We start from the raw sequence: 26,739 nt of genomic DNA on the forward strand, positions 1-26,739 counted from the left end.
TATTATAAAAATTTAAGGAATAAAAAAATGGCAGAAAATATACTTTATAGACTATATGAATGGTATATTTCCAGAGGTCTGGTTCCGGAAAAAATGCCAAAGCATGTAGCTATAATTATGGATGGAAACAGAAGATATTCAAAACTCCAGGGAAATATAGATGTTCTTAAAGGCCATGAAATGGGAGTTGACACTTTAGAAAATGTTCTTGACTGGAGTGTTGAACTTGGAATAGAAATTGTTACTGCCTACGCATTTTCAACAGAAAACTTCAACAGACCAGAACATGAAGTTGAAGGATTAATGAAGTTATTCGTAATTAACTTCAAAAGACTAGTGAACCATGAAAAAATACACAAAAACGAAGTAAGAGTAAACGTTGTAGGCAGAACAGAATTACTGCCTGAAAGCGTACGTGAAGCAATTAGAGAAGCCGAAGAGGCAACAAAACATTACACCAAAAGAATATTCAACTTAGCGATTGGTTATGACGGACGTTTGGAAATAGTCGATTCAATTAAAAAAATCATTGAAGATGTGGAAGCAGGAAAAGTTTCAATTGATGACGTTGATGAAGACCTTGTAAGTAAAAACCTCTATACCGCAGGCCTTGCAGATCCTAACCTGATTATCAGAACAAGCGGTGAAGAGCGTTTGAGCGGATTTCTATTATGGCAATCCTCATATTCAGAGCTTTATTTCTGTGAAACATTATGGCCCGAACTAAGGAAAGTTGATTTTATAAGAGCTATAAGATCCTATCAGGCAAGAGACAGAAGATTTGGAGTATAAACAATGATTGATACCCATTGCCACATTGATTTTGAAGATTTTGACAAAGACCGTAAGGAAGTAATAAAAAGAGCGCAGGACAAACTTGACTATGTTGTTGCATCAGGATACAGCATTGACAGTAACCGTGACGTGTTAAACCTTTCCCAGGAATATAAAGGTTTTATATATCCTACTTTTGGTTTTCACCCTGTAAGCTCTCAGAACTGCAGCAATGAAGAGCTTGAAAATGCACACAAATATCTTATTGAAAATTTGGACAATATTGTTGCAATCGGCGAAGTTGGAATGGACTATTATTACGTAACAGACAAGGAGTTGCGGGAAAGACAGCAGGAAATCTTTAGAAGCTTTCTCGACATTGCAAACAAATATGAATTCCCGATTGTAATGCATGTAAGAGACTGTGAGAAAAAAGCGGTTAACATCATCGAAGACTATGATAATATTCCTTATTTTATTTTCCATTGCTATGGAGGCAGTTTAAAGACCGCCAAAAGAATCATGAACAGAAACGATTCATATATGAGCTTTTCTACAATGCTGTGCTATTCAAAACATCATCAGGATTTGATTGAAAAAATAGATCTTGACTATGTTTTAACTGAAACTGACAGTCCATATCTGGCCATGACAAAAGAAGAGCGAAACGAACCTGTTAATGTTGTCAATGCAGTTCATAAAATTGCAGAAATCAAAGGCATTGACGTTAATGTTGTTGATGAGATAACCACCAACAACGCAAGAAAAATTTTTAAAATTTAAAAGTGAAGTGTGAAATTAAGATTAATTAACACATCATTATTTTCTTTTACCGCTTCGATTTCCAGTTCAAAATCTGTCATGTCTTTTTTTACTAAATTTATTAAATGCCAGTCCAAAAGAGAATCATTGAGATAAACTATAAACTGATTTCTATCAATTTTTACGGATTTTCTACAGAAGAGCTTAAAAGCATAGAGATATAACTCCAGCCTGAATATCAAATCCTGCCTGTCGCCCTTTCCGTTGATGAAAAATTCCTTCAAATCTTCCTGCAGGATTTTGCCTTCATCACCAGTATCAGCCTGAAATGTTTCCATTTCTTTTAAATCATTCATCAACTGCTTTTTTTCCTCATCACTATACATCTAAACACCTTTCAATACGAATTTTAATTTAATAAGACCATAATCGTTTGGCATAAATGAAATTTCAAATCTGTCAAAACTATCGTCCAGCTTTCTTAAGACGGAGAATTCCAAATCATCAGGAATTAAATGGAGAATGAATGAATCTTCACTGATTTCAACATCCAAATCCTCCAGAAGAGGAATTTTCAACTCGGAAATGAACATATATTTATATACTATTAACTCGTAGTCGTTAACCTCTTTACCTGTTGAAATTATTTCAGCCAGCTCTTCCTGAAGTTTAAAGGAAACCACGTCAAAAGTTTCTTTGCTAATCCTAATCCCTCACAGGCATCAGTCCACGTTCAGTGAATACCTCTTTAGCTGCCACAACCCCATTGATAGCTTTTGGAAAACCGCAGTAGGCACACATCTGCATGATAATCTCAACGATTTCAGTTGGGCTGTTGCCTACATTCAATGCTGCATTAATGTGGTCTTTAAGCTGAGGAACTGTTCCAAGAACAGTCAATGCAGCCACAGTGCATATTTCTCGAGTTTTTAAATCCACTTCGTCCCTGGTGTAAATTTCAGAATATGGAAATTCAATTACAAATCTGGACAGATCAGGAGCAATGTCTTCAAGCTCACCAAATATCTCTTCAACTGATCTTTGCTGAATATCTTCAATTACTTTTTTACCTTTTTCATATCTTGACATATTATTAACTATATACCTAAACCCATTTAACATTAGCTGTTGTGAAAACATAATGGGGTGAAAATACGGGATTGTACAATTTATTTGTTGAAGATGTTGAATTGAAACTGACCGCCAGTGATTTTCTTAAGTTATAGTTTATCCTATCCCCTATCGAGTCCAGCTCCTTTTTGGAAAAGTCTTTAGAGGAAGTTGCATAAACCTTGAACTGAATCTTTTTCTTGTCATAGTTATGGTCAATTCCTATTTCGGAATATGAAATATTGACTATTTCAACAGAATATGGACTTAATAAATCTTTTGCTGATTTATCATAATCCGAATAAGTCTGTTTCGGGTAAATTCCACTTGATGATGATGCCGCACCATCATTAACGCCGTTTCTTGCTGCAGTCATTGCAATGTTCAGTTCCCGTTCGGAAGCGATGAAAATGGCTGAAAACATTAAAACAAATATCAAAACACCTGCAACAAGTAAATATTCTGCACTGATTTGTCCTCTGCTTTCTGTCATGTTATCACTATTTTGTCCTCATCCGTTTTGGAAATCGTGTAAGTTTTGCCGCTGTAGAGATTATATTTTGAATCAATATTCGACAACGGAAACAATGTTTCTCCCTTTTTGCCATCATATTCTATCGTTAACTTGCTCTTTTCAACAGTTATTTTATAATATCCCACATCTGAAGGTAATGTGACTGATTTTGAGTAACCTTCACCATTGGAATTGACCTGACTTATTTCACTTGCAACAGTATCGAGAATAATCCTGTGTGCAATATTTTCATCAATATTAAAACTTGATTCGATAGCCGATTGAGATAAAAATAACAATGGAATAGCTATTATTAAAATAACAAAGATTGAAAACAAGTATTTTATTGAAATAAAACCTTTATTATCCATATTTTTAAATTATCTTGAAGATTAATAAAGTTTACTCTAATCAAAAGTCAATTTTGATGCAAAATTATTAAATAATATTTTAAATAAAAAATTAATCATGAAAGGAAAAGTAATATTCATAGGGGCAGGTCCAGGAGACCCTGATTTGATAACAGTTAAAGGAAGAAAAGTAATCGAAAATGCTGATGTAATTATTTATGCAGGTTCACTTGTAAACAAAGAAGTGTTGAATCCTGCAAAGGACGAATGTGAAATTCACAACAGTGCTTATCTGAATTTAGAAGAAACAGATGCAATAATCACTGAAGCTGTTAATGAAGGCAAACTGGTTGCACGTGTGCATACCGGAGATCCGTCCATCTACGGAGCCATCGGGGAACAGATTCGTGAACTTAAAAAACATGACATCGAATATGAAATCATCCCTGGTGTAAGTTCTCTATTCGGAACTGCAAGTGTTCTTGAAGCCGAACTGACACTGCCTGAGATTTCACAAAGTGTCATCATAACCCATCCTGAAGGAAGAACACCTAAACCTGCCGGTGAAAGCCTTGCAAGTTTTTCCAAACACCATGCAACAATGTGTGTCTTTTTAGGAATAGGAATGATTGACAAGGTAGTTGATGAACTGCTTGAAGGTTATGAAAAAACCACTCCAGTAGCTGTTGTGAAAAAGGCAACCTGGCCGGACCAGCAAATAATTAGAGGAACCCTCGAGGATATTGCACAAAAAGTTAAAGATGCCAATATTACAAAGACTGCAATGATTGTAGTGGGAGATGTATTAGACCCTGGAGACTTTAATGCATCCAAGCTATATGACAAAAACTTCAAACACGAATATCGTTAAAAAAAAATAGGATTTTAAAATCACACCTGTTTGAAAATCATCACCATTATACAAGATTTTTTAAAAATAATTATTCCACTTCCAGCTTGTGCTCATAGTGAATAGCTATATGACCAATGCCTAAAATTATAGCTGATATTACTAAAGGAATGTTTCTAGCTAAAATTCCCAGAAGCAAAAATGCAAAAACCGGAAGGGTTGCACCTGCAAGAGGAATTCCCAAAAAGCTGGAGAACATGTCCTGCATTGTTTTTGGACTTCTGAAGTACCGAATCCAGTACAGTTCATACAAAATCATTGATGCAAAAATGATGATTAAAATTGGATTTAAACTGAATTTAACACCACAGAATAGTGAAAATACAGTGACTAAAATTTCACCTAATCTTTCTAATGTTAAAAAAAGCTTATTTTCATTTTTTGAGTATTTTTCATAATCCTTAGGAGGATATCTGCTCCATAAAATGTTTGGAACAAAAAGCATTATAAGTAAAAGCAGAGCTACGAATGAAAACTCAAAATTCATAATATCATAAAAATTAGCTGTATTTATCCTTAATTTGATTCATAAGCTGCAACTTTTTAAATGCAACATCTTTAGGAGCTCTTCTTAAACCGCAATCAGGATCCAAAATCAAATTGTCTTTTCCAACAATATCAATAGCTTTAGTGACAAGATTTTCAATATCGTTAATGTCATCGACTTCATTGACGGATGAATCAACACATCCGAAACCAACTTTTTTATTTCCAAGAAGTGATGAATTCTTTTCCAAAACGCCAAGATTAACATTATTTCCGGCAAATTCAAAATCAAGAATATCCACATTGAACTTTGCTATATCTGCAAATGAGTCATTTAAAAGACCGCAAACATGCATTGCCAATGGTATTTCCAATCCTTCACGAAGAATATCAATGGCTTCACGGGCAGTCTTCATGTCAACCATGCCTGTTGAAAGGAAGGGTTCATCCACCTGAATATAAACCGGGTCTACTTTTTTAGCTATTGCATTTACCTCATGTTTTAAACTGTGAGCCAAATCAATAATTGCATCTTCCTTGTTTTTGTAGAAAAATTGAATTCTGGAAGAGTGTACAATAGTATTCGGCCCTGTAATTATTCCTTTTACACCTTTACCTTCAGGAATATTTCCACCATAATAATCTTTCATGACCTTTTTAGCATATTGCAAATCTTTGATTGAAATTTCCTGAACCGGACGTACGATTTTAGAAACAATTACAGTATTTCCATCTTCAATCTTCATTCCTGGAATATATTTTGTAAAAATAGAAACCATGTCCCCTCTTACCTGACCGTCTGAAATGATATCCACTCCTGCATCAAGCTGAGAGATAACACTGCTTTTGATGGCATCCTTAAAAGGGTCATGTGCTCCGAAGACACTCAATAATTTATCTTTTGTTGAAGATGGTCCTTTCACTTCAACTGGAAAACTTCCAACGACAGTTGATCTCATTTTTTATTACCCGTGTCTAATTTTCTAATATTTTCAACTTCTTCTTCATCAATCGGCAATTCAACAACTGAAGTTCCGTGACACGGTTTGGTATAAGGTAAAAGTACGGTTCCTTTTTCATGATTAAAACCTATTGGAATCGGCGGAATGCCAATTACTCTAACACCTAATACTTGATCTCCAGGTTTGATATAAACCAAATCATCTGCTTTAAATCTGATAATCATTGCACAATCTTTAAAACCTGCTTTTGAAGCATGAATTTCATAATTATCTGATTGTTGAAGATATGTATCTAAACAAAATGACATCTTATTCAAACTCCTTAATAGCTTTGTCAAATTTAACTTTAATAGGTGAAGGATTATGGAAAGCTCTTACAGAGGCAATTTTAGCATTGCTTCCGCTTTCTTCAATCATATTAACAAATTCCGCAACTTCATCAGCATCTCTTGAAAAGACCAGTGCAAGAGACTTGGTCTGCAGTATTTGGTCAAATGTGACAAAAAATGATGCTGCCGCATCCTTGTGGACAAAACCGACCAGCAAATCAAAGTCGCCTTCGTTAATTTCACCCAATAATCTTTCCAAATCTACGAGATTGAGATGATACAATTCTTCAGGATCTGATATTTTTACTAATTTTGAAGCAGCAGGGTTAGCTGCAATTGTTACATCATAACCCATTTTTGTTAATTTATTAAAAACATAAACAGCCATTGGAGTTTGTGATGGAGTCTCAGGACATCCAAGTAAAACTAAAGCTTTCATATATACACCTTCAATTTATTGTCTTGATTTGAGCGATACAGCATTAGCTAAAATTAATGCGCCCATAAATATGAATGTTAAAAGTGCCATACCGTTGATTGTTCTGTTAAATACAAACATACCGATTAAAGCCTGTGAACAGAATGCTGCTAATGCACCTGTCAATAATACTTCCCTTCCAAGGTATTTTTTATTGTTTTTCTCTCTTCTCTCACGATATATGGTTAAAATCTTAAAACCTATCAGTATTGTACCAAGTACAAATACCATTAATCCTATAAGACCTACGTATCCAAAATCGAATCCGTAACCAAAGATACCCGGAAGCATATAATCGATTGTATCCTTCTGGTTAACCAGTACACCGAAAAACATCGGGAAAGGTAAACCGAAGAACAGAACTAACTGCATCGGCAGTGTGATATAACCTTCAGCAAATGCCGTTCCTTCAGCTCCCCAGTATGAAGCATCGGCACTGTGACCTATCAGTTGAATATTATTTAATACAGTTTTAATACTTGACAGTGAATATTGCTCAATTCTTGTCAATCTTAACACTGGAGAGAAAATTGTCATTCCGGATACTCTAGCAATTGCCTCCAGAAGCAAGAAACCACCTACACCGGCACCTAAAAGTATTAATATTCTTTTACCTGTAATGAATGATTTTTCTCTGAAGGATTTTGAAATAATCAGATAACCTAAGAATAATCCTAATATCCATAATATTAAAAAAGACCTGTGCATTAACCCTCCAAAGACTGTAATTCCAACAATGAATAAAATTACAAATCTTCTAAGTGGCCGTATGTCAACACCCGATTCTTTCATTACCTTCAGCGATGCTAAAGCAGCCACCGCCCCTAAAAGTGCAATCGGACCGAACGGGTGAGTAAATTCTGCCTGACTCGAAGAAATAACCAACAGAACAATATCCGCTCCAAAAATAACAGTGAACCCTCCGATAAGGAATAGTGATAAAAAAGTCACTACACTTAGGGAAAGTGGAATTAAGTTAAGAATAAAGACCAATGAAACAAATAACATTAATCCCATTTCTACAATTAATTGTAAATGATTCTGAGCAATTAATAACATGATTAAATCACAATTTTTCTTTATTTTAAAAAATAAATGGACTGACCGGGATTTGAACCCGGGGCCTCCGCCATGCCAAGGCGACGATCTACCATCTGAGCTACCAGCCCACAAAGATATAAAATTAATACCATATAAGATATATGGTATTTTTAATATAAAAAGCTATTTACCATTTTTGGCCAAATCATATAAATTATCAATTATGACCTGGAACAAATCATCAGTTTTCAAGTCAATTTTTTCATGAGGATTTACAATATAGTCAAGTGCCTTATTTATAACCTCATCAGTATCAACTGACCTGTACATAAGACCATGATTAATATAAAACTGGTCTACAGATAATGTTTCACCAGGATAACATGAAATGACAGGAGTTTGCAGTAATGCCGCTTCCCTGTTCATTGTTCCACCGGCACCAATAACCAAATCACATTTTTTAATTATACTTGAGGTATCAACCGGAGGCTTTAAGATTGAAACATTTTCAATGCCTTCAAAAATTTCTGCTTGTTCCTTGAATCTTGGAAGAACCAGAATGTTTGCAACATTTTTTAATTCATCCACAATAGGAGATAAAACAGATTTTCTACAATCTGCATCCAAGTAGGATGCAAGAGACGGTTCAGGTCTCATTAAAATTGTTTTTTGATGTTTTAAATCCAAATCCAAATCATTGAAAACATTATCATTATATTTAAAACTTTTAAAGTGCATCAGTTCTGAGGTTCCATTATATGAAATAATTGTATTCGGATCTGCTCCAAATTTCATAAGTTTCCACATGTCTATGATTTTTGGAGTAATAATTCTGTCACATAAGGGCAATGTTAATTTATTAGCTGCAAGAGCATGTTCGTTGTCTAAAACGTACAAACTAGGAATTCCTAAACCAAATGAGATTCTAGGAAGTTCTATAGAATGCTTGCTAAGGGCGACATCAACCCTTTCATCATGTATAATATCTACGAGATTATAAACCCTGGATGTGCTTTCCCTTAACTTGTCGTATAAGCTTACACCATGTTTTCCCACAGATATGAAGTCAATGTCATACATTTCCATCAATTTATGGATATCACCAAATTGTCTTGCTGTGACAATGACATCCTCACCTTCAGCTTCAAGATACTTAATCACATCCTTGAAAAACCTTACGTGAGGTGCATTAGAAATATCAATCCAAACTTTCATAAAACCCCTCTTTAAAATATTAGTTATTCATTGCATCTTCAATAACCTTAATAATTTCATCCAATCCAGTACCTTGTTTTAAACTGGATTTAATAACTTTAACATTAGGATTTAATCTTTGAGCATCTGCAACCATCTTATCTGCATCTGCACCGACTGCATCAGCCAAATCAACTTTATTAATAACGACTACATCGGAGGTCTGGAAAATAATAGGGTGTTTTTCTACAGTGTCATCACCTTCTGTAACACTAACAACCACGATTCTTAAATGAGAACCAAGTTCAAAGTCCACAGGACAAATCAGATTACCAACATTTTCAATTATTACCATATCCAAATCATCCAGCGGCAAGTCTTCAAGACCATGGCCCACCAAATGAGCATCCAAGTGGCACTCTTTGCCTGTATTTAATCCAACAACAGGAACATCATGCTTTTCAATACGTCCTGCATCAAATTTAGAGATTACATCTCCTGCAAGAACTCCAATTTTATAATCAGTATTGTCAATTATTTCTTCTACAAGAGTTGTTTTACCGGAACCAATTGCTCCTACAAAATCAACACAAAAAATATCCTTTTCTTCCAGGTTTTTTAAGTTTTTATCAGCTAATTTCTTATTAGCATCCATAATGTTTTTTTCCATTTCCACATCTGTAATCATATGCATAATAATTCCTCCGTAAATCTAAATATCATCAGGTTTTTCAATAACAATATTTTTAACGACAATATCTTTTCCATTTAAAGTTTCAACTTTAAGGCTGCCGCACTCCGGGCACTTGACAAGCGGAGCATAATGATCACTATCATCCAAAACAGCTACACCATGGAAATTACAATCTCCGCATTCAATTTCTGCAGGAATTTCTTCAAAATTGATTTTTGCATCTTCAATTATAGTATTTTCAATCAATACTCCTAAAATGAATTGTAACTGTTCAGGATTTATCATTGCAAGCCTGCCAACTTCAATACTAACTTCATTAACTTCAGTAGCATTATTTGCCTCAGCAGTTTCCAGAACTGCATTAATAATACCCTGAGCCATAGATAATTCGTGCATTTAACTACTCCTTAAAATCTTAATTATAATAAATATAGTTTTATTTATTAATAAACCTATTTGTAATATCTTATCATTTTGAAATATAATTGAATTTTTAATCTAAATCAACAATAAACAAATATATAATTACCAATCAAAAACATATTAACTATTAGGAAATAGTATTATGAGTTATAAATCAAAATTCGGTTTTGGATGCATGAGACTTCCTCTAACCGATGAAAACAATCCCACATCAGTTGACCAGGAATTATTTGAAAAGATGGTCGATACATACATGGAACATGGCTTCAACTACTTTGATACATCTTACGCCTACCATGGAGGAGTCAGTGAAACCGCCATTAGAAAGGCACTGGTTGAACGATATCCAAGGGAATCCTTTCAAATCTGCGATAAAATGCCTACATGGGCACTGACCTGTGAAGAGGACAATGACAAATTTGTAAATGAAATGCTTGAAAGACTTGGAATTGAATATTTTGATGTATTTTTTATACATAACATTAATACTCCATGGTTTAAGCTGGCTGAAAACGCAAATAGTTTTGAGTATGTCAAAAAGATGAAAGAAAACGGCACAGCTAAAAAAATAGGTTTCAGTTTCCATGATACATCAGAACTGCTTGAAAAAGTCCTGGACAAATATGCTGACATCCTTGATGTTGTTCAACTACAGTTAAATTACCTTGACTGGGAAGATCCTGTAATTGAATCCAGAAAATGTTATGAACTGTGTGTAAAACATGGTCTTGACGTTTATGTTATGGAACCTCTGAAAGGAGGAGTTATAGTCAATGCTCCTGATGAAATTAAAAATGATTTTAAGAATTTCGACCCGGACAGGTCAATAGCTAATTTCGCCTTTAGATTTGCGGCATCCCTTGACAATGTCAAGATTGTCTTAAGCGGAATGACTAAAATGGAAGATATGCTTGATAACATCAACACATTTGAGAACTTTGAAGTCTTAAATGATAAAGAATATGCATTTCTGGAAAAAATGGCTGAAAAATTAGATGAATCCGTTGCAGTGCAGTGCAGCGAATGCGGATACTGCGTTGATGAATGTCCTGAAATGATTCCAATTCCCGAATATTTCAGCCTGTTTAATATAAGCAAAAACAGACCTGACGAGAACATTTACAAACTGTATTTTGATAAATTGGCTGATGAAAAGGTTCCTGCGGATAATTGTACTTATTGTGGAACCTGTCTGGACTACTGTACACAAAAAATCGATATTCCCGAAGAACTTGAAAAAGTTTGTGAAAACTTTGAAAATGGTTTCAGCCCTTATGAGGAGTTTGGTTAAGCAACTCTCATTTTCAACTCTTTAACCATTTCACCATTTTTATTTATTTTTGAAGCCTTTTTATAATATTCCACTGCTTTTGGAAATATTCCTAACTGATAATAAACCAGCCCCATTAATGCCAATGCATCTGCATTTCTATCATCAAAGTCAAGGATTTTTTCAAGAATTTCAGAGGCTGTGCTTAAATCTCCCTGATAATACATGTCATATGCCTCTTCATACATAACATCAACATCATCCAGATTGTCCACTTTAACATCGGGAACGGTTTCATGAGATTTATTTGAAAGGAGCACATCAAGTTCATTGGCCATTTCATTGGATTTATCCAAGTTAAGCGCTTTTTTAACAAAATAAGCAGCTATATCATTTTGTTCCTGATTGTATAATATTTGAGCCATCAGAGCCAGTGAATCAACATGATATTTGTCAATGGAGATAATATTATTCAGGATGTCTTTGGATGCAGAATAATCTCCTGCATTATATAATTCCCAGGCTTCATTAAACATTACATTGACATCATCACCATCATTTTTGTCAACCTCTTCTTCAATTATTTCATGAGACTCCTCTTTCTTTTTAGAAATTAGTTCACACATGTAGCTGAGAATATATTTTGTTGCATTTTTGTGAAGAGGCTTGTTATCATTTCCGCATTTTGGAGAATAGATACATGCCGGACATCCCCTTTTGCAGTTACAGTTTTCAAGAAGGTCAATTGTTGACTTAAGCAGATCGACAAATACATCAACTGCCTTTTCACATATTCCAATTCCTCCTTCATAACCGTCATAAATAAAAATTGTCGCTTCCTGAGTGTCTTCATGATAGTTTGTTGAAAGACCTCCAATGTCAAATCTGTCACACATAGTATGAAGCGGAAACAGCCCAATTAAAGCATGTTCTGCACCATGAAGACCGCCTGCAAATACTTCCTCCTCATTTGGAAACATGTCTTCAAGAGTATCGCTGACCTGTTTAGGTATTGTGAACCATAATCCCTTTGTTTTGAATTTCAAAGGAGGCAAGTCAAGAGGATATGTTCCGATTGCTTTTGAAAACTGCATTTTCTTATATTTATAATAATCCTCACGGACAGTCAGCTCACCGAAATGAATGGTAAGATTGCCGTATTTTGTTTTTGACAATTTCTTTTCAATGTTAATCTCGGTTTTGTTTAAAACCATTGTATGGTAGTCAACAGTCTTCTGGCTGACATTGACAAAACCGCTTTTGAGATTGACACTGTTTACAACATAGGTGTCTCCCTTGTTAATTAGAATAGCGCCTTCATGAGCTTCTCTGTATACCTGGGACCTTTCCATTGATTCCAAAAGCCTGCCGTTATTCATTACCTTGAATTCCTGACCGGAAATCTGGTCAAGAGAATGGTCAAGTGCAGGATTGTCATCATAAGGATACATATAATCCCCGCGGATATTTTTATGCAAATCCTTTTTTAAGACCAAGTCATCCAAAATATCCTCGTTAATGTTAAAGTACTTGTAGACCTCACCGCTCTTTATTGGCAATTCCTTGGCGGCACACAGAATATGTGCCTCCTGCAGAATCGGATTGCTAAGGTCAATGATTGCATTTTCATGAGGCTTGTCAAAGAAAAATGTCGGATTATTCATAAAATACTGGTCAAGCTGATTTTCAAAAGCAATTAGAATTGCGAGGGATTTCTGATTGCTTCTGCCTGCCCTTCCTGATTGCTGCCATGTGGAAATCATGGTTCCAGGATATCCTGAAATGATAACCGCATCAAGAGAACCTATATTTATACCCAATTCAAGGGCATTTGTACATGTTACTCCAAGATATTTTCCGCTTTTAAGCCCTTCTTCAATTTCACGACGTTCATGAGCCTGATATCCTGCACGATAAGCTGCAATCCTATGAGCCAGTTTTCCTTTAATCTGGGTCATGTCCTTTTTGGCCCACATAGCTATAAGTTCAGTTGTTTTTCTTGAAACTGTAAAACATAATGTCTGAATTCCCTTAAGCATCATGTACATGAAAATGCTTTCAGTTTCCATATGTACGGAAGGTGCATTTTGCATGTTGACCCTATTTCTTCTGTAATTTCTAAACGGATTATATAAAATGAAATCCTTTTCACCGCTTGGAGATGCATCCTTATCGACCAAAACAAATTCTTCACCTGTCAGCCTATTTGCAAGTTCCAACGGATTTGCAAGAGTTGCAGAAGACAATATGAATTGAGGATAAGACCCGTAAAAATTGGCAATCCTCTTAAGCCTTTTAATCAGGAATGCCACATTTGAACCGAATACTCCTTTATAGTAATGTGATTCATCGATTACAATATACTTTAAATTTTTGTAGAATCGGCTCCACTGATGGTGCCATGACAAAATAAGATGCAACTGATACGGATTGGTTAAAACTATCCTTGATTTTTCCCTGATTCCTCTTTTTTCATCCCTTGGAGTATCTCCGTCATATGTGCGGGGATTGATTTTAATATCAAGTTCCCTTTCAAGATTTTCCAGAACATGCAGCTGGTCATTTGAAAGGGCCTTTGCCGGATAAATGTAAAGGGCTGTAGCTTCACTGTCTTCAATCATTGTCTCCATAATAGGAAGATTGAAAGCCAGAGTTTTACCGGATGCAGTTGGCGTGGTGATTATGACATTTTCATCATTTTTAATCGCTTCATAAGCCTGAGCCTGATGAGTATAAAGCTTAACATCCTTTGAATCCAAATATTTTATGATTTTTTCATTCAAATTGTCAACTTTTTTAAAACTAGCTTTTTTTGCCGGTAATGTCTCAACATGTGCAATATTATCACGATAACGCACATCATTTTTAAACATATCAATATTGTTAGGCTCAGACATAATATCAGCAAAATTAAATTAATAAGTATATTTTAAATCGAAATAATATTTAAATTATTTGTTAATTTTGAAAAAAAATTGATTTAAAATTAGAAAAAAGATGGTTAGGAAAAAGAATTCCTAACTATCTATGCATATTATGGAAAAGATTTTTTTCCACTAATTATTATTATTCATTAACTTTTATAAAAAGTTTTCATTAACATGAATTTCCATTACTTATCAACCGCTCTCTCACTGCTTTTATTAATAATAAAAACAAATAAATTAATTATAATACACTTTAAGGGGCAGAATATGATTTCATATGAAGAATTTGAAGACATTATTGTTAACACGCTTAAAAGAGACATATCTTCAAATCAAGATCAAAAAAAGGCAATAAATTCCGACAGCAACAAATCCCTTTTTATAGTTGCAGGGCCAGGTTCAGGTAAAACAACTGTTATGGTTCTTAAAATATTGAAATATATCTTTGTTGACGATATTGACCCCAGTGAGATTCTGGCTACAACATTTACAAAAAAAGCAGCTGCAGAACTTAGCTCCAGAATACTCGGATGGGGAGATGAAATAAAAAATCACCTCACAAGCGGGCTTGATGAAAGTGATTTCGGGGATATCGAAAAGATAATGAAAATCGAAAGAATAGATTTCAACCAGATTTATGTCGGTACCACAGACAGTGTTGCTGAAGAGCTATTGCGAGACTTCAGACAGCCCGGAGAAACCCATCCTGTTGTGATTGAGGATTTTGTTGCAAACTCAGCAATGATTAAAATACTTATTGAAGATGAAAAATATCTTGACAAGGACCTTGTTGAATACCTCAAGAAACTGAGTGGAAGAGGAAAACTATCAGAACCTTCAAAGATGAGTGAAATTCTCATAGAAATAAAAAATAGAATTTACTATGACAAGATAGATTTTGAAGAGCTCTACAATCAAAGCAAAAGTGAAAACGGATTCAGACTTGCGCTTGACTGTATAAAAGAATATAAAGAAGTCCTGAAAAAAAGACATACCATCGATTTTGCAATGCTTGAAGCCAATTTTTTAGAAAAACTCAAAAACAACGAGCTTGAAGACTTTTTGGATGAAATTAAAATCGTCTTAATTGACGAATATCAGGACACAAACCTGATTCAGGAAGACATCTACTTTACTATAGCAAAATCCGCCATTGAAAATGACGGAAATATCACAGTTGTAGGTGATGACGACCAGTCATTATACCGGTTCAGAGGAGCAACCGTTGATTTATTTACTGATTATAAAAAAAGAGTCAAGGATGCATTGGGCCTTGATGTGGAAGAAATTAACCTCAGGACAAATTACCGGTCAAGTGAAAACATTATTGAACACTGCAACAGGTTTGCAGAACTTGACGGAGAATACCAGCATGCAAGAGTTAAAAACAAACCCAAAATTATTGCTCCTGATTTTGAAAGGGATAAAATGCCAGTTCTTGGAATGTTTAGAAACAATGTTGAAATGCTTGCAAATGACCTGGCAAAACTTATAAACAATCTGGTAAACAAAGGTGAAACAGAACAGAAAGTGCTGAAGGTTTTAAATGAGGATTACTACCGGAAAATGAACGGCAACATTAACATAGCACAGCTGCATCAGCAGAGACAGAAAAACATTCAGGAAGGAAAAAAGATGGAAAAAATCAAGCTTCAGCTGGACACAGAACACGGTTCGGCTTCCGATATTGCAATACTGTCATACTCACCTAAAGAAAGACAGTACAGTGCAAGGTCCTTTCTCCATCATTTGAGGAAAAACCTGAAAAACCTAAAAAAACCTATTGAAATGTTCAATCCCCGTGGAATTGACCTTCAGGATGTTGAAATAGTTGCCATATTCTGCGGATTGATTCTGGAGTGTATAGACCCTGAAGGAACAATACAAAAACTGGATAAAACCATTCCAAATCTGGCAAAAAGAAACATGATAAGATGGAGAGTAAAGGCAAAAGAATACATTAAATTAAACCCTGAACCAAGAGAGCCTATCTCATTGGATACTTTTGTAACACGCTGGCAGATTAGAAGACCATATCCTGAAACCGACCAGAACGGAAACGATAACATGTGGCCGAAAACCGCAAGCCTGATGGAGCTTGCATATAAACTGACAACATGGATAGAGGATCTGCAGGACGATGTTGAAGGAATCGTATACCTTGAGGCCATTACAAAATCCATTACACAGACCGGATTTTTCAACGAATACCATTCAAACATATCATTCAGATCTCCAAAAGACGAAAGGGATTCTGTGCTAGAGGCAATCTGGAATATATTCATACCACTTTCAACAGGAGGAATCAGCATTGATGAATCACACCTCGAAACACTGCCTGAAGACAGAGTAAACGTCTTATCCATCCACCAGTCTAAAGGATTGGAATTTCCATTGGTTATTGTGGATGTAGGTTCCAGATTCAAGACTAATGATATTAAAACTCAAAGACTGAGATTTCCAAAGTCCATTAAGGATGAAACAACAATTGAAGATACAATCAGACAATACAGCTCTTTAGGTGAAAGCGAACGAAGCGAAAAAGACCGTTCATTTGACGATTTGACACGTCTTTATTTTGTTGCATTTTCAAGAGCGGAAAGCGTCTTGCTTTTGGTTGGCCTCAGTTCTGCCGTTGAAGGATATACCAAGAAAAATCAGCACTTCAACATACCGAACATCGCCCTTGGCTGGAGCAGAGATGAAAAATATGTCGGATTTAAAGAAATATATTTAATTTAGGAGCTATAACATGAAATTACCTTCAAGATCAAAATCATACATGATTCCGGAATACAGCTTAACTGGAGATTTATTATCCTACATTACATGCGGGCTGCAGTACAGATATCAAAACAAGGGAGCTCTTCCACCGTCAAAACCAGTACAGAGATGGTTTGGTGAATTCATCCATGGAGTAATGGAAGAATCATACAATGAATGGAAATACGGCAAAAAGGAATTTCCATGGGACTGGAAGGAAGACATCAGACCTATAGAAGATTTAATAGATTTAAGACTGCAGGTCAGAGGATTGTATCCTCATGATGAAGACCTGTTTTTCAGCATCAATCAGCCGGGAATGGAAATGACACTGGATGATTTGAATGAACATGACCATAAAAAACTGGCCAGTGCAAGAGCTGAAAAAGCAATAAACATTTGGGGAAAACACCTGTTTCCATTAATAGATGCATCGGAACTGCTGATTAAAGGAATTCGGCCAATGCCGAATCAGGACAAGCACAAAACCAGGTCAAATTATTATGGAATCAACGGGGTTGTAGACGTATTGACCTCAACCAAAATCAACAGAAACGATGAGCAAAGCAGCTTATACAACTATAACAACAAGATTGTTCAGTTCATCAAAAATAATCTGTCTGAAAAAAGTGACTCAGACGATTATGAAATCATAATTGACTATAAGGGAATGAAACGCCCCCCAACCAAAGTACTGAATCCGTTGAGCGAGGATAAATGGGAAAATCACAAACAGCAAATTTTAACATATTCATGGCTGAGATCAAAACAGGAAGATTCCAAAAACATTTCTGCAGGAATCATTCTTTATCTAAATGAACTCGTTCCATCAAAAGAGGACCTTGTTTTAATAAAAGAAGAGATTAGGAATAATCTTACCGATGTTCCTGAAGGAATTGAATTTGACGAGGACATTCAGCTGATTGAAGAATGGGAAGAAGATGAAAAAGCTCCGAATTTATCTGAAGAATTCAAAATTGCCCGTTCAATAAGATTCATTTCCGTTAATGAAAAAGAACGTGAAAAAGCACTTGAAAAATTTGACAATGTTGTTGAAGATATTGAAAGTTCACTTCTAAAAGAGATGAAGGGATGTAAAATTCAGGATGCATGGAAAGCAGAAGCAGACAACAGAACCTGTTTAGCATGCGATTTCAAGACATTTTGTAAAAATAACAGTGACATAACAAAAGACTTTAAAATTCCTTAAAACAAATAATACAAATAGGCGATTCTATGACAAATTTAGAAAAAAACAAAAAATACTGCGAAATTATCGAAAGTAAAATTAAACTTGATGCCAAACCTGTTGCAATGAAATTAATCAAGACAGAAGATGACCTTCCTGAAGGTTACGATTTAATTGATGAAAAAATCAGACATTGTGAAATGGTTAGAAAAGCATCTTTAGGAAGCAAATTTTACTCAACAATCGAAGAACAAATGTGTCTTGGTGGAGCAGGAGCTATCGGACTTAGAGATATGCCTGAAAAATTAGCAAACGGCGAAAAATACTTCTCCCTGGGAAGATTCCAAGATTTGGAAACTGCTAAAAAACTCACCAGTAAACTTTCAATAGTTAAAGACATACATTGGGGAATGGTTTATGCACCATTGGATGAAGCTGACTTCGAAGCTGATGTTGTAGAAATTATTACCGAACCTGTTGGCGGAATGAAACTTGCACAAAGTATCGTTTATAAAACAGGTGAAAAAATAAATCCTTCATTTGCAGGAATCCAATCATTATGCGGAGATGCATTTGCAAATCCATACATTGAAAATGGAGTTAACTTCACATTAGGTTGTGACGGTTCCAGAAAAGCAGCTGATATCAAAGACAATGAAATGACTGTCGGTATCAGTAAAGCCAAACTTGAAGAAGTTATTTCAGGACTTGAATCAATCTAGAAGGTTTAAATAATCTTCGTAATGATTAATATTTAACAATTCTTTTTTATTTTTTTCTTTTATTCCATAAAATGTATAACCATCAGAAAATATTTTCCTTAAAATCGGATTTAAATTATCATCCTCATTTTCCAGATATTTCATCAGGTTTAATCTAGGTGCTACAAATGGCATTCCCAGACCTTCAGCAGTATCCAACAAGCCAGTTTTTCTTCTCCTTAAAATTGATATAGTTTTGAATGGGTTTTCACTGTTTTGACTTACCTCAATCATTTTCTTAAAAGTTTCACAGGAGACTGTAGGCTGGTCTGCAGTTATACACAGTGCAAAATCAGAGTCTGTATTTGAAAGACCATTGTAAAGAGATGTTGATAAACCTACATCAACAGGATTATTTTCTACAAATTTAACTTGATCTTTATAATTATCATAGATAACTTCTTTTATTTCACTAGAATAATGACCAAGTACCACAATACATTCATCTATATTTAAGGATAATGCATTGTCTATAGTTGTCTCTATAACAGTCTTATCTCTAAATGGTAAAATCAGTTTATTTGTTAAATCAATATTGCGGGCCAGCTGGTCTTTTCTCATTCGAGAATTTTTACCTGCCGCAGTAATAATAGTTGAGATTGACATAAAAAAGAAAAAAAGGTTATGTGGAATTTGTTGGAATGTATCTGGTAATTTGACAATAAAGTCCCATTCCAGTACCGGAACCTTCAGACCACATATTAATTTTAACCGGATAATTATGAGTATTAGTCACAGTAATACCGCTCGCCGGATTATAACCGAACAATACTGCATTTTCAGTACCGTCCATACCTACAGGCATTGCAAATCCTTCTGCAAGTACAGCTGCCCTTAAAGCCCTAGCTGAAGGACATACACCGTGTGCTGCACTTCCTCCAGGAGCTGCTGCATCACTAGCTGCTTCAAAGTACACATAGTCTTTACCTGAACTTGTTGAATTAGGTGGAATAACAGTACCGTTCCATGCTTCTACAAATTGTCTTGCATTAACTTCCCTGATTGAATCCCCATATTCCGGGTGAGAACCTAATGAAGTACTGTAGACTTCTCCTTTTTGTTCAGTGTAATTACCCGAATACAGCAGGATAGGCGAACCCGTTGGATATTCAGCAGCATAGTCTACTACATCCTGACCAAAGATTTGAGGAACTTGTTGAGAACTGATGTTTGATCTTCCATCTGAAAATCCTACTATACCTTTATCCAATGTAAAAGTAGAACCTACACTAGCATCGTAGTTATACCAGCTTACAATTGTATTGTTGTTATAATAATCATTACTATAGTTTAAATTTTTGATTTGATCTGTAGGGACAGATTCGATGACTTTACCGCCTTCAATAACATCTACCCCTGAATTAGTTTTACATAAAAGTTTATACGGAGCACTGTAACCCCATACATAATTTTCAGGTCCTTTAACCGCTAATTTATCCCCCTCATAGGTTATATAACCTGGTCCTTCTATACCTTTTGCATTTCCATATGAATCAATACCCTCTCCAGCGACTACATCAAAATCAAATGGAACCTTACCCGTAGAAAGCGCCATGAAAATTCCTTGTAAATCAAATGCCATTAATTGGTGTGCTAAAAAACCAAAGTTACCTATTAAAGGAACTTCGATTGTTTTATTTTGACCCAAAATTGACTGGCCATCAAAAATGGATTGACCAACAGAAATATTATAGGTATCTGCAACGCTTTCACCAGTATATGGGGTACTGCTTACAGCTGAAAATACAAATAATAATAAACATGCAAATAGCAATCCTAAAAATATTATTAATGATTTCCTTCTCCAATGTTTCATTTATTACACCTAACACTTAATACAATATTAATTATATTAACACATATATAAAAATATTGGTATTGTTATATCAACACGCATATAAAAATATAGTTATCATTATGAAAGTTTTTCAGAAATCAGTTTAATTCTTTCTTGAATATCAATAATAGTATCTTGACCGTTTCCACCAATGAGTATTGCATCTTCATGAGAATATTCCGCCACCAGCTCAATAATCTCATCAAGTGAATTAACAGTGATAATATTTCCCATGTATCCTAAAGAATTAATCCTGTAAATTGCGATATCCAAAGTATCATCCAAACCAGGAAAGAGCACAATTACTTCCGGATTATATTTTACCGCAACATCCAGAATGTCAAGCCTGTGGATTTCGTTGTGTCTTGGAGTTCCAATGAATATAGCATAAAAATCTTTTTCAGCTAAAATAGATGCGAGTGCATCTGAATTATCTGTTTTTCCAACATAAACCTGAGCATCATTAATTTTATAAACATCCAATCTGCCTTCAACGGCATTGAAATCGGCCAAAGTTGATTTGATAACCTCCTTGGATACTTTAAGCTCACGAGTAATGGCAGATGCAAGACCTGCATTAAGCAGGTTAAACTTACCGAACAATTTTAATTCATCCTGATACTCAAAATAGGGAATTGTCTTACTTGCAGATTCCTTAAAATCTGAGTTGAAATCCTGATTGAAAGCAGTGAATATTAATGTATCTGAGAAAAATCTTACAAGTGAATTTTTATAGTTGGCAATTGTTTTGTGAACGTCCATATGGTCATTTCCGATATTTGTAAGACCGATCATGTCAAAATCAAAAGAATACTTGCAGAAGTCCAGTGTCATATCACAAACTTCAACAAGCAGTATATCATATTCACCTTCACTGGCTTCAAGAATCAAATCATAATAACCTGAAAATCCTCCACCACCATTTCCGCCGACTAAAACTTTTTTACCGGCATTTTCCAAAATGCTTTTTATCATATGAACAGTGGTTGTTTTACCGTTTGTTCCTGTTATTCCAATTGTAAAAATATCCTTGTGCTTAGTTACAACATCACTTAAAAGTTCTCCATTTTCAAGCAATTTAGTTGCAAAGCTTCCCCCATACATACTGGGACTTATAGCAACGGCATCACATTGTTCAATGGCATAAGGATTTGTAAAACCTAAATCCAAAGTAATATTTTCGCCAACTATTGAAACAGTCTGTTCATCATCCATTAAATCCATTGATAATAAAGGCAAATTTAAGCCCTCTAAATCAACATTAACATTTAAATCAGTTGCATAAACTTCCCAACCATGCTTTAAAAGGGAATTAACTGCTTTTTTTCCTTCTACTCCCAAACCTATTACTGCCGCTTTCATAAAAAACAATTCCAAAAAAAATATTTATCATATTAACTTATTATTTTAAAACTAATAAATATTTTGCAATAACAATTATTTTATACTAGATTTTTAAAAATATTAGCAAGGTGATAAAATGTTTGAAGATGAAAAAGATGATAAGATTTATAATTTAATTATATCACATGGTACAGATTTAAAAAATGAATATGGACAGTTCACACAAAAATTATATGAAAAAGTGGATTTTTTATGGAAGGAATCTATTTCAGGTTCATATGAACATGCAAGCGAAGAGTTTTATTCAAAAGTAGACAGAATCATATTGCTTGCAGGCCTTTACAATGACAATAAGGAATTATTTGAAACATTATTAAATGCAGGTGAAAAATACAACATACCAATAGTTTTGGTAAGACCTTTAGGACTTGAAGAAGTTCCAGAAATATTAGAAGAAAAGGCTGCAACCATCGTCGGATGGAATGCAAACTGCATAATCGATTCTGTTAAAGATGCGGATTTAATGTAAAAAAAATAATTAAAAAAATGATATTTAAAATGAAACTTTTGAAATACCATTTTCTTTTTCAACTTTAATTAAATTGTCGGCAGCATTTTCCAGCTGACTTTCATGAGTTACAATTATCATTTGCGGTAAAACAGACATGTCCTTTAACAGATTGATAAGTTCATGTTTTCTTGAACTGTCCAAATGAATTGTAGGCTCATCCAATAAAATTGTATCCAGTTCTCCTTTAGACATTGCACGAGTAATACCAAGTCTTAAAGCCAGTGCAATAGCTATTTTTTCACCACCACTAACCATACTCATTGAAGATTCACCTTCAGGACCGTAAACAGTAACATCATACTCATCGTCCAATGTTAAATCGGAGTAATTAAAGTTGAATTCATTGAAGAATTCTTTTGTGTATTTTTGGATTAAAGGTTTTGAAATGCTTCTTAAATCCTTTTGAATACCATTTTTACTATACAGATTCCTGATATGACTTAACAAGTTAATATAATCTGAAATGTCATTATACTCTTGCTGGAACTTATCTGTGGTTTGTATTCTTTCTCTTAAATCTTTAAGATAATTAATTGATTCACGAGCTCTTCCTTTAAGTTCTGAAAGTTGAGTATTGAAGGCATTTTGCTGTCTTTCATACATTTCAAAGCGATATACGATATGTTCATATCTTTCCTTGTCATAAATAGATGCTTCAATCTTGTTTTTGATAACTTCAATCTCATTTATGCTGACACCAATATTCTCTTTTATAGTATCAAGCTGTGTCATCAAAGATTTCTTATTTTGAACAAAACCTTTAAGCTGGTTATATTCTTCATTTTTCTGTTTTAAATCTTCGATACGGTCTTGAAGCTCACTGGCACTGATGTCACCAGTCAAATGAGGGTCTTGCTCAATAGCACGCTTGATATTTTTAACATGAGTGTCAATTTCATTTCTGACCTGTTTTAATTTAAATTGAGCATCAGTTTCACTGCCTAAAACTTCAAGTGCACCTTTAGCTTTATTATATGCATCATAAGAAGCTTTATAAGATTCACGATCAGATTTGATATTGGCTATAACTAAAATCAATTCACCTAGTTTATTGCTGATAAATTCTTTGGATTCAAGTCCTTCATCAAGTTTATTTAATTTTGAAACTTCACCTTCAAGATGATTGACTTTTTGTTTGTATTCAATAATCTCTTTGGATAAATCATTGATAACAACAAGTTTTTCTTCAAGGCTTTTCTTATTTTTAGAAAGTAATTTTACATCTTCCTCATTTTGAGCAATTAACTTCTCATTATCTGCTATTTCAATTTCATAATTCTGAATCAATTGTGATTTCTTTTTGTAATCAATTTCTGATTGACAGACAGGACATCTATTTTCAACATCAGCCAATTCCTTCAAAGGTTTTTGGGATGCTTTAATATTCTGTTTGAATATTACAATGTCCTCGTTTTTGGAAATGATGTCATTAGACAAACTTTCGATTTTTTGTTTGATTTCATCTATAAACTTATTGGTTGCTTCTTCAAGATGGTTAAAGTCATCAATTGCATCGAGATCTTCTTGAGACATTCCGTTATCATCAAGTTTATCTTTTGCTTTTGAGAAGAAATCTCTGATATTGTTTCTTTCATCTTCAATGGATTTCAATAAATCTTTTTTATCTTGTTCAAGTTTGGCCATGGTAGCCAATTCTTTTTCATATTTAACTTTACGATTATCCAATTTGGATATTTCTTCATCGGATGCTAAAAATTTATTATAATCACTTTTTTTATCAGCAACGATTACTTTTTGATTGGCAATTGATTCCAATTTTTCAGTTATCTGTTTTTCTTCTTTTTTCAAGTTTTGAATTCCTACAACTGATTTTTCGAAATCAAGATAAACGTCTAATTTGGAAACATATTTTTCAAGTCTGGAAATTCTTTCCTCATCCTCTCTGATTTTATCAAGTTCTTCCTGAATAGAACGTTTACTTTCTTCAAGTTTGGAAAAATTGGCTTCTTCAATTTCCAGATTAGTTAACTGTTTATCATGGATTTGTTTTTCTCTTTCCATATCCCTTTTACTTTCAGAGATTTCCTGCAGTGAGGAGGTAACATCATTCAATTGGCTTTCAAGTTCATGACCCTTATCTTTCAAATCATCCAATTCATTTTTCTTTGTATCATATTCATCTTTCAGTTCTTTTGAATTGTATAGTTTACCCTTAAGTTCTGAAAGCCGATTTTCATAATCATTAATGAACGGCAATAAATTTTTCCATGACTTTTCAAGTGAATCAATACCTAATAGCTTTGCAATCAATAACTTTTTCTCAGCAGGTGTCTTATCCACCAAATCAGCAATTTCACCTTGCCTTATGTAAATGGCATTCAGGAACAAATCGGAATCAATATCCAAAATCTGGCGAATTTCATCATTCACTTCCCTGTCACCTGTACAAATGTGGACAAAACCTCCTTCATTAGAAGTTTTTGTGTAAATGGAAGATTTCAGATTGGATTTCTTTTCACGGACAATTTTATAATCTTTACCATTTGATGTGAATTCCAATTCAACAGCCATGTTATCGGCATTATTTCTAACTAAATCATCAATTTTTTTAGCAGTATGCTGTTTGAATAAAGCAAAACTAATAGCTTCCAGGATAGTTGATTTACCTGCACCGTTTTCACCAACTATAACACTTATTCCTTTATCGAATCCTATTATTGTGCTTTGATGTGATTTAAAATTAGTTAATTTTAATTTTTTGAAAATCATTGCTGAACCTCCTTCTTAAATGTTACTTGAACATCTTTAGGTTGTTCTTCTGGAGTTTCTTCTTCAACCTCTTCAATTTCTTCTTTTTCTATTTTAAATTCAACATCATCTTTTACAGTATTGTAATGCTCTTGGAAAAATTGGTCAATAATATCCTGTGAATCTTCAATGCGGTCCTTTGATAAATAGTCATACAGGTCAATAGCCAATTTATTGACATCACTATTGCCGTAGCCCTTTAGCTTTTCAACAATTAATTCTTTAGGACCTACACGATTGTTTTCGTTGATAATTATATCAATAGATTCTTCTCCGACCATGTTAAAATTAGGTCGGATAATTAAAGACAATTCTCCCAATTCATCGTTAATCATTTCATAAACAAAGCTTGTATCAGATTCGACATTATTGATTTCCAAATTCAGTATTGGAGGTTTGTCAAAATCCTTAATGGTTTCTCTTATTCCTGCTATTCCGCTTCCCAGATTATTGTAGTCAAGAGACCTTTTGACAAAGGTACGTGAAATATCCACATTAACCCTTTTGACAACAGGTTTTGGACCATCCATATCAACAACGACAAAACCTTTTCCGTTTCTAGCATAATCTTCAAGCTCATCGGTTTTCCAAATTTCACTTGAACCCGGATAAACCAGTTTGCCTTTTCCAAAATCGTCACAGATATATTTATGGATATGGCCCATTGCATAATATGAGAAATTGTCAGGAATATCTCCAATTTCCAGCTCATACTGGTAACCGAAGTACTTGTCAATTCCCTGATGCAGCACCAAAATAGATTTATCATAGTCAGCTGCTTTTTTGGACAGTTCCGCTAATTTGGATTTTAAAACTCTGGATTGTGAAGCAGGATAATATGGCAGTCCTGCAATAAATATGTCATCCTGCATGTAATTTGTATTGATTGGACTGATTACTTTCAATCCTAATTTCTTAAAAATCACCTGAGGAGGAATTGATCCTCTGCGGGCAACTGAATCATGATTTCCTGCTATTGCATAGACTGGAATTCCTGCACCCTTAAGTTTCAATAATCCTTTTTGGAATTCTAAAAGTGCCATTGGAGATGGTTTTGCGGTTTCGAATAAGTCTCCACTATGTATTACAAAGTCTACATTTTCTTCAATAATTTTATCTATAACTTTTCCAAACACTTCATAAAAGTCTTTTTCACGCTCAATTAAACCAAATTGGCGATAACCTAAATGAGTGTCTGCTAAATGTGCAAATTTCATTATATTACCTATTTTAATTTATTGTATATAACCAATTTAAACACTTTCACAGTATTTAACTAAT

Annotated in this window: 27 protein-coding genes and 1 tRNA gene; 8 read left to right on the plus strand and 20 right to left on the minus strand. The window is 34.3% G+C overall.

Annotation, left to right across the window (positions count from 1 at the left end):
• Positions 1-27 precede the first annotated feature (27 nt).
• Both uppS and QZU75_RS03975 read left to right on the plus strand, forming a co-directional pair.
• Positions 28-792 (plus strand): polyprenyl diphosphate synthase, encoded by a 765-nt coding sequence (uppS, locus tag QZU75_RS03970; RefSeq protein ID WP_296881671.1) that lies wholly within the window; start codon positions 28-30, stop codon positions 790-792.
• Between the two features lie 3 nt (positions 793-795).
• Positions 796-1,557 (plus strand): TatD family hydrolase, encoded by a 762-nt coding sequence (locus QZU75_RS03975; RefSeq protein WP_296881672.1) that lies wholly within the window; start codon positions 796-798, stop codon positions 1,555-1,557.
• Here the strand turns inward: QZU75_RS03975 and QZU75_RS03980 are convergent.
• The 5 genes from QZU75_RS03980 to QZU75_RS04000 are packed head-to-tail and all read right to left on the minus strand — an operon-like array spanning position 1,554 to position 3,531.
• On the minus strand, positions 1,554-1,922 hold the full coding sequence (locus tag QZU75_RS03980) for a hypothetical protein (RefSeq protein WP_296881673.1): 369 nt from the start codon (positions 1,920-1,922) through the stop codon (positions 1,554-1,556). The genes QZU75_RS03975 and QZU75_RS03980 overlap by 4 nt on opposite strands.
• The gene (locus QZU75_RS03985; RefSeq protein ID WP_296881675.1) at positions 1,923-2,219 is read right to left on the minus strand and encodes a hypothetical protein; all 297 of its coding nucleotides are present in this window, start codon (positions 2,217-2,219) and stop codon (positions 1,923-1,925) included.
• Positions 2,220-2,241: 22 nt separating this feature from the next.
• A complete protein-coding gene (locus QZU75_RS03990) occupies positions 2,242-2,625 on the minus strand; it encodes a carboxymuconolactone decarboxylase family protein (protein WP_296881677.1) in 384 nt (127 codons plus the stop codon).
• Between the two features lie 16 nt (positions 2,626-2,641).
• The gene (locus QZU75_RS03995) at positions 2,642-3,139 is read right to left on the minus strand and encodes a hypothetical protein (protein ID WP_296881678.1); all 498 of its coding nucleotides are present in this window, start codon (positions 3,137-3,139) and stop codon (positions 2,642-2,644) included.
• Positions 3,136-3,531, minus strand: coding sequence for a hypothetical protein (locus tag QZU75_RS04000; RefSeq protein WP_296881679.1), 396 nt, complete (start codon positions 3,529-3,531; stop codon positions 3,136-3,138). The genes QZU75_RS03995 and QZU75_RS04000 overlap by 4 nt, the downstream gene beginning before the upstream one ends.
• A gap of 97 nt (positions 3,532-3,628) precedes the next feature.
• Between QZU75_RS04000 and cobM the strand changes: the two genes are divergently transcribed.
• Positions 3,629-4,381, plus strand: a complete 753-nt coding sequence (cobM, locus tag QZU75_RS04005; RefSeq protein ID WP_296881680.1) for a precorrin-4 C(11)-methyltransferase — start codon at positions 3,629-3,631, stop codon at positions 4,379-4,381.
• A 70-nt stretch (positions 4,382-4,451) separates the two neighbouring features.
• Here cobM and QZU75_RS04010 read toward each other — a convergent pair whose 3' ends face one another.
• From QZU75_RS04010 to hypA, 9 genes are all read right to left on the minus strand, one after another.
• Entirely contained in the window at positions 4,452-4,907 is a 456-nt protein-coding gene (locus QZU75_RS04010) for a hypothetical protein (RefSeq protein ID WP_296881681.1), read from the minus strand.
• Positions 4,908-4,920: 13 nt separating this feature from the next.
• Positions 4,921-5,865, minus strand: coding sequence for a methionine synthase (locus QZU75_RS04015; protein WP_296881683.1), 945 nt, complete (start codon positions 5,863-5,865; stop codon positions 4,921-4,923).
• The gene (locus tag QZU75_RS04020; protein WP_296881684.1) at positions 5,862-6,176 is read right to left on the minus strand and encodes a DUF1894 domain-containing protein; all 315 of its coding nucleotides are present in this window, start codon (positions 6,174-6,176) and stop codon (positions 5,862-5,864) included. The genes QZU75_RS04015 and QZU75_RS04020 overlap by 4 nt, the downstream gene beginning before the upstream one ends.
• A gap of 1 nt (position 6,177) precedes the next feature.
• Positions 6,178-6,636 carry a DUF1890 domain-containing protein gene (locus QZU75_RS04025; RefSeq protein WP_296881686.1) on the minus strand — a complete coding sequence of 153 codons (459 nt, stop codon included), beginning with the start codon at positions 6,634-6,636 and terminating at the stop codon, positions 6,178-6,180.
• Positions 6,637-6,651: 15 nt separating this feature from the next.
• Positions 6,652-7,734: a hypothetical protein gene (locus QZU75_RS04030; protein ID WP_296881688.1), complete on the minus strand. Its 1,083-nt coding sequence runs from the start codon at positions 7,732-7,734 to the stop codon at positions 6,652-6,654.
• Positions 7,735-7,771: 37 nt separating this feature from the next.
• Positions 7,772-7,844 (minus strand) — tRNA-Ala (locus QZU75_RS04035).
• Between the two features lie 55 nt (positions 7,845-7,899).
• The gene (locus QZU75_RS04040) at positions 7,900-8,931 is read right to left on the minus strand and encodes a DUF354 domain-containing protein (RefSeq protein ID WP_296881689.1); all 1,032 of its coding nucleotides are present in this window, start codon (positions 8,929-8,931) and stop codon (positions 7,900-7,902) included.
• A 19-nt stretch (positions 8,932-8,950) separates the two neighbouring features.
• Entirely contained in the window at positions 8,951-9,604 is a 654-nt protein-coding gene (gene hypB, locus QZU75_RS04045; protein ID WP_296881690.1) for a hydrogenase nickel incorporation protein HypB, read from the minus strand.
• Positions 9,605-9,622: 18 nt separating this feature from the next.
• Entirely contained in the window at positions 9,623-10,000 is a 378-nt protein-coding gene (hypA, locus tag QZU75_RS04050; RefSeq protein ID WP_296881691.1) for a hydrogenase maturation nickel metallochaperone HypA, read from the minus strand.
• Positions 10,001-10,169: 169 nt separating this feature from the next.
• Here hypA and QZU75_RS04055 point away from each other — a divergent pair, with 169 nt between their 5' ends.
• Positions 10,170-11,318 carry an aldo/keto reductase gene (locus tag QZU75_RS04055; RefSeq protein WP_296881692.1) on the plus strand — a complete coding sequence of 383 codons (1,149 nt, stop codon included), beginning with the start codon at positions 10,170-10,172 and terminating at the stop codon, positions 11,316-11,318.
• Here QZU75_RS04055 and QZU75_RS04060 read toward each other — a convergent pair.
• Positions 11,315-14,194, minus strand: a complete 2,880-nt coding sequence (locus QZU75_RS04060) for a DEAD/DEAH box helicase (protein ID WP_296881694.1) — start codon at positions 14,192-14,194, stop codon at positions 11,315-11,317. The genes QZU75_RS04055 and QZU75_RS04060 overlap by 4 nt on opposite strands.
• A 297-nt stretch (positions 14,195-14,491) precedes the next feature.
• Between QZU75_RS04060 and QZU75_RS04065 the strand changes: the two genes are divergently transcribed.
• Genes QZU75_RS04065 through QZU75_RS04075 form a run of 3 tightly spaced genes read left to right on the plus strand, consistent with a single transcriptional unit; the run spans position 14,492 to position 18,898 of the window.
• Positions 14,492-16,966: a DEAD/DEAH box helicase gene (locus QZU75_RS04065; RefSeq protein ID WP_296881696.1), complete on the plus strand. Its 2,475-nt coding sequence runs from the start codon at positions 14,492-14,494 to the stop codon at positions 16,964-16,966.
• A 10-nt stretch (positions 16,967-16,976) separates the two neighbouring features.
• A complete protein-coding gene (locus QZU75_RS04070; protein ID WP_296881697.1) occupies positions 16,977-18,197 on the plus strand; it encodes a PD-(D/E)XK nuclease family protein in 1,221 nt (406 codons plus the stop codon).
• Between the two features lie 26 nt (positions 18,198-18,223).
• On the plus strand, positions 18,224-18,898 hold the full coding sequence (locus tag QZU75_RS04075; RefSeq protein WP_296881698.1) for a DUF169 domain-containing protein: 675 nt from the start codon (positions 18,224-18,226) through the stop codon (positions 18,896-18,898).
• On the opposite strand, the gene QZU75_RS04080 is transcribed toward QZU75_RS04075, so the two are convergent.
• The 3 genes from QZU75_RS04080 to QZU75_RS04090 form a co-directional block, all read right to left on the minus strand.
• Positions 18,890-19,543, minus strand: coding sequence for an NTP transferase domain-containing protein (locus tag QZU75_RS04080; protein WP_296881699.1), 654 nt, complete (start codon positions 19,541-19,543; stop codon positions 18,890-18,892). The two genes, QZU75_RS04075 and QZU75_RS04080, sit on opposite strands and share 9 nt — an antisense overlap.
• Positions 19,544-19,559: 16 nt before the next feature.
• Positions 19,560-20,753 (minus strand): hypothetical protein, encoded by a 1,194-nt coding sequence (locus tag QZU75_RS04085; protein WP_296881700.1) that lies wholly within the window; start codon positions 20,751-20,753, stop codon positions 19,560-19,562.
• Between the two features lie 99 nt (positions 20,754-20,852).
• Positions 20,853-22,136 carry a Mur ligase family protein gene (locus tag QZU75_RS04090; RefSeq protein WP_296881702.1) on the minus strand — a complete coding sequence of 428 codons (1,284 nt, stop codon included), beginning with the start codon at positions 22,134-22,136 and terminating at the stop codon, positions 20,853-20,855.
• 118 nt (positions 22,137-22,254) lie between these two features.
• Here QZU75_RS04090 and QZU75_RS04095 point away from each other — a divergent pair, with 118 nt between their 5' ends.
• Positions 22,255-22,647 (plus strand): nuclease, encoded by a 393-nt coding sequence (locus QZU75_RS04095; protein WP_296881704.1) that lies wholly within the window; start codon positions 22,255-22,257, stop codon positions 22,645-22,647.
• Positions 22,648-22,671: 24 nt separating this feature from the next.
• Here QZU75_RS04095 and QZU75_RS04100 read toward each other — a convergent pair whose 3' ends face one another.
• Together QZU75_RS04100 and QZU75_RS04105 are read right to left on the minus strand one after the other, a co-directional pair.
• A complete protein-coding gene (locus QZU75_RS04100) occupies positions 22,672-25,419 on the minus strand; it encodes an AAA family ATPase (protein ID WP_296881706.1) in 2,748 nt (915 codons plus the stop codon).
• The gene (locus QZU75_RS04105; RefSeq protein WP_296881707.1) at positions 25,416-26,675 is read right to left on the minus strand and encodes a DNA repair exonuclease; all 1,260 of its coding nucleotides are present in this window, start codon (positions 26,673-26,675) and stop codon (positions 25,416-25,418) included. The genes QZU75_RS04100 and QZU75_RS04105 overlap by 4 nt, the downstream gene beginning before the upstream one ends.
• Positions 26,676-26,739: the final 64 nt, after the last annotated feature.

Origin of the sequence: uncultured Methanobrevibacter sp., assembly GCF_902764455.1 — an archaeon.
Classification (GTDB): Archaea; Methanobacteriota; Methanobacteria; order Methanobacteriales; family Methanobacteriaceae; genus Methanocatella.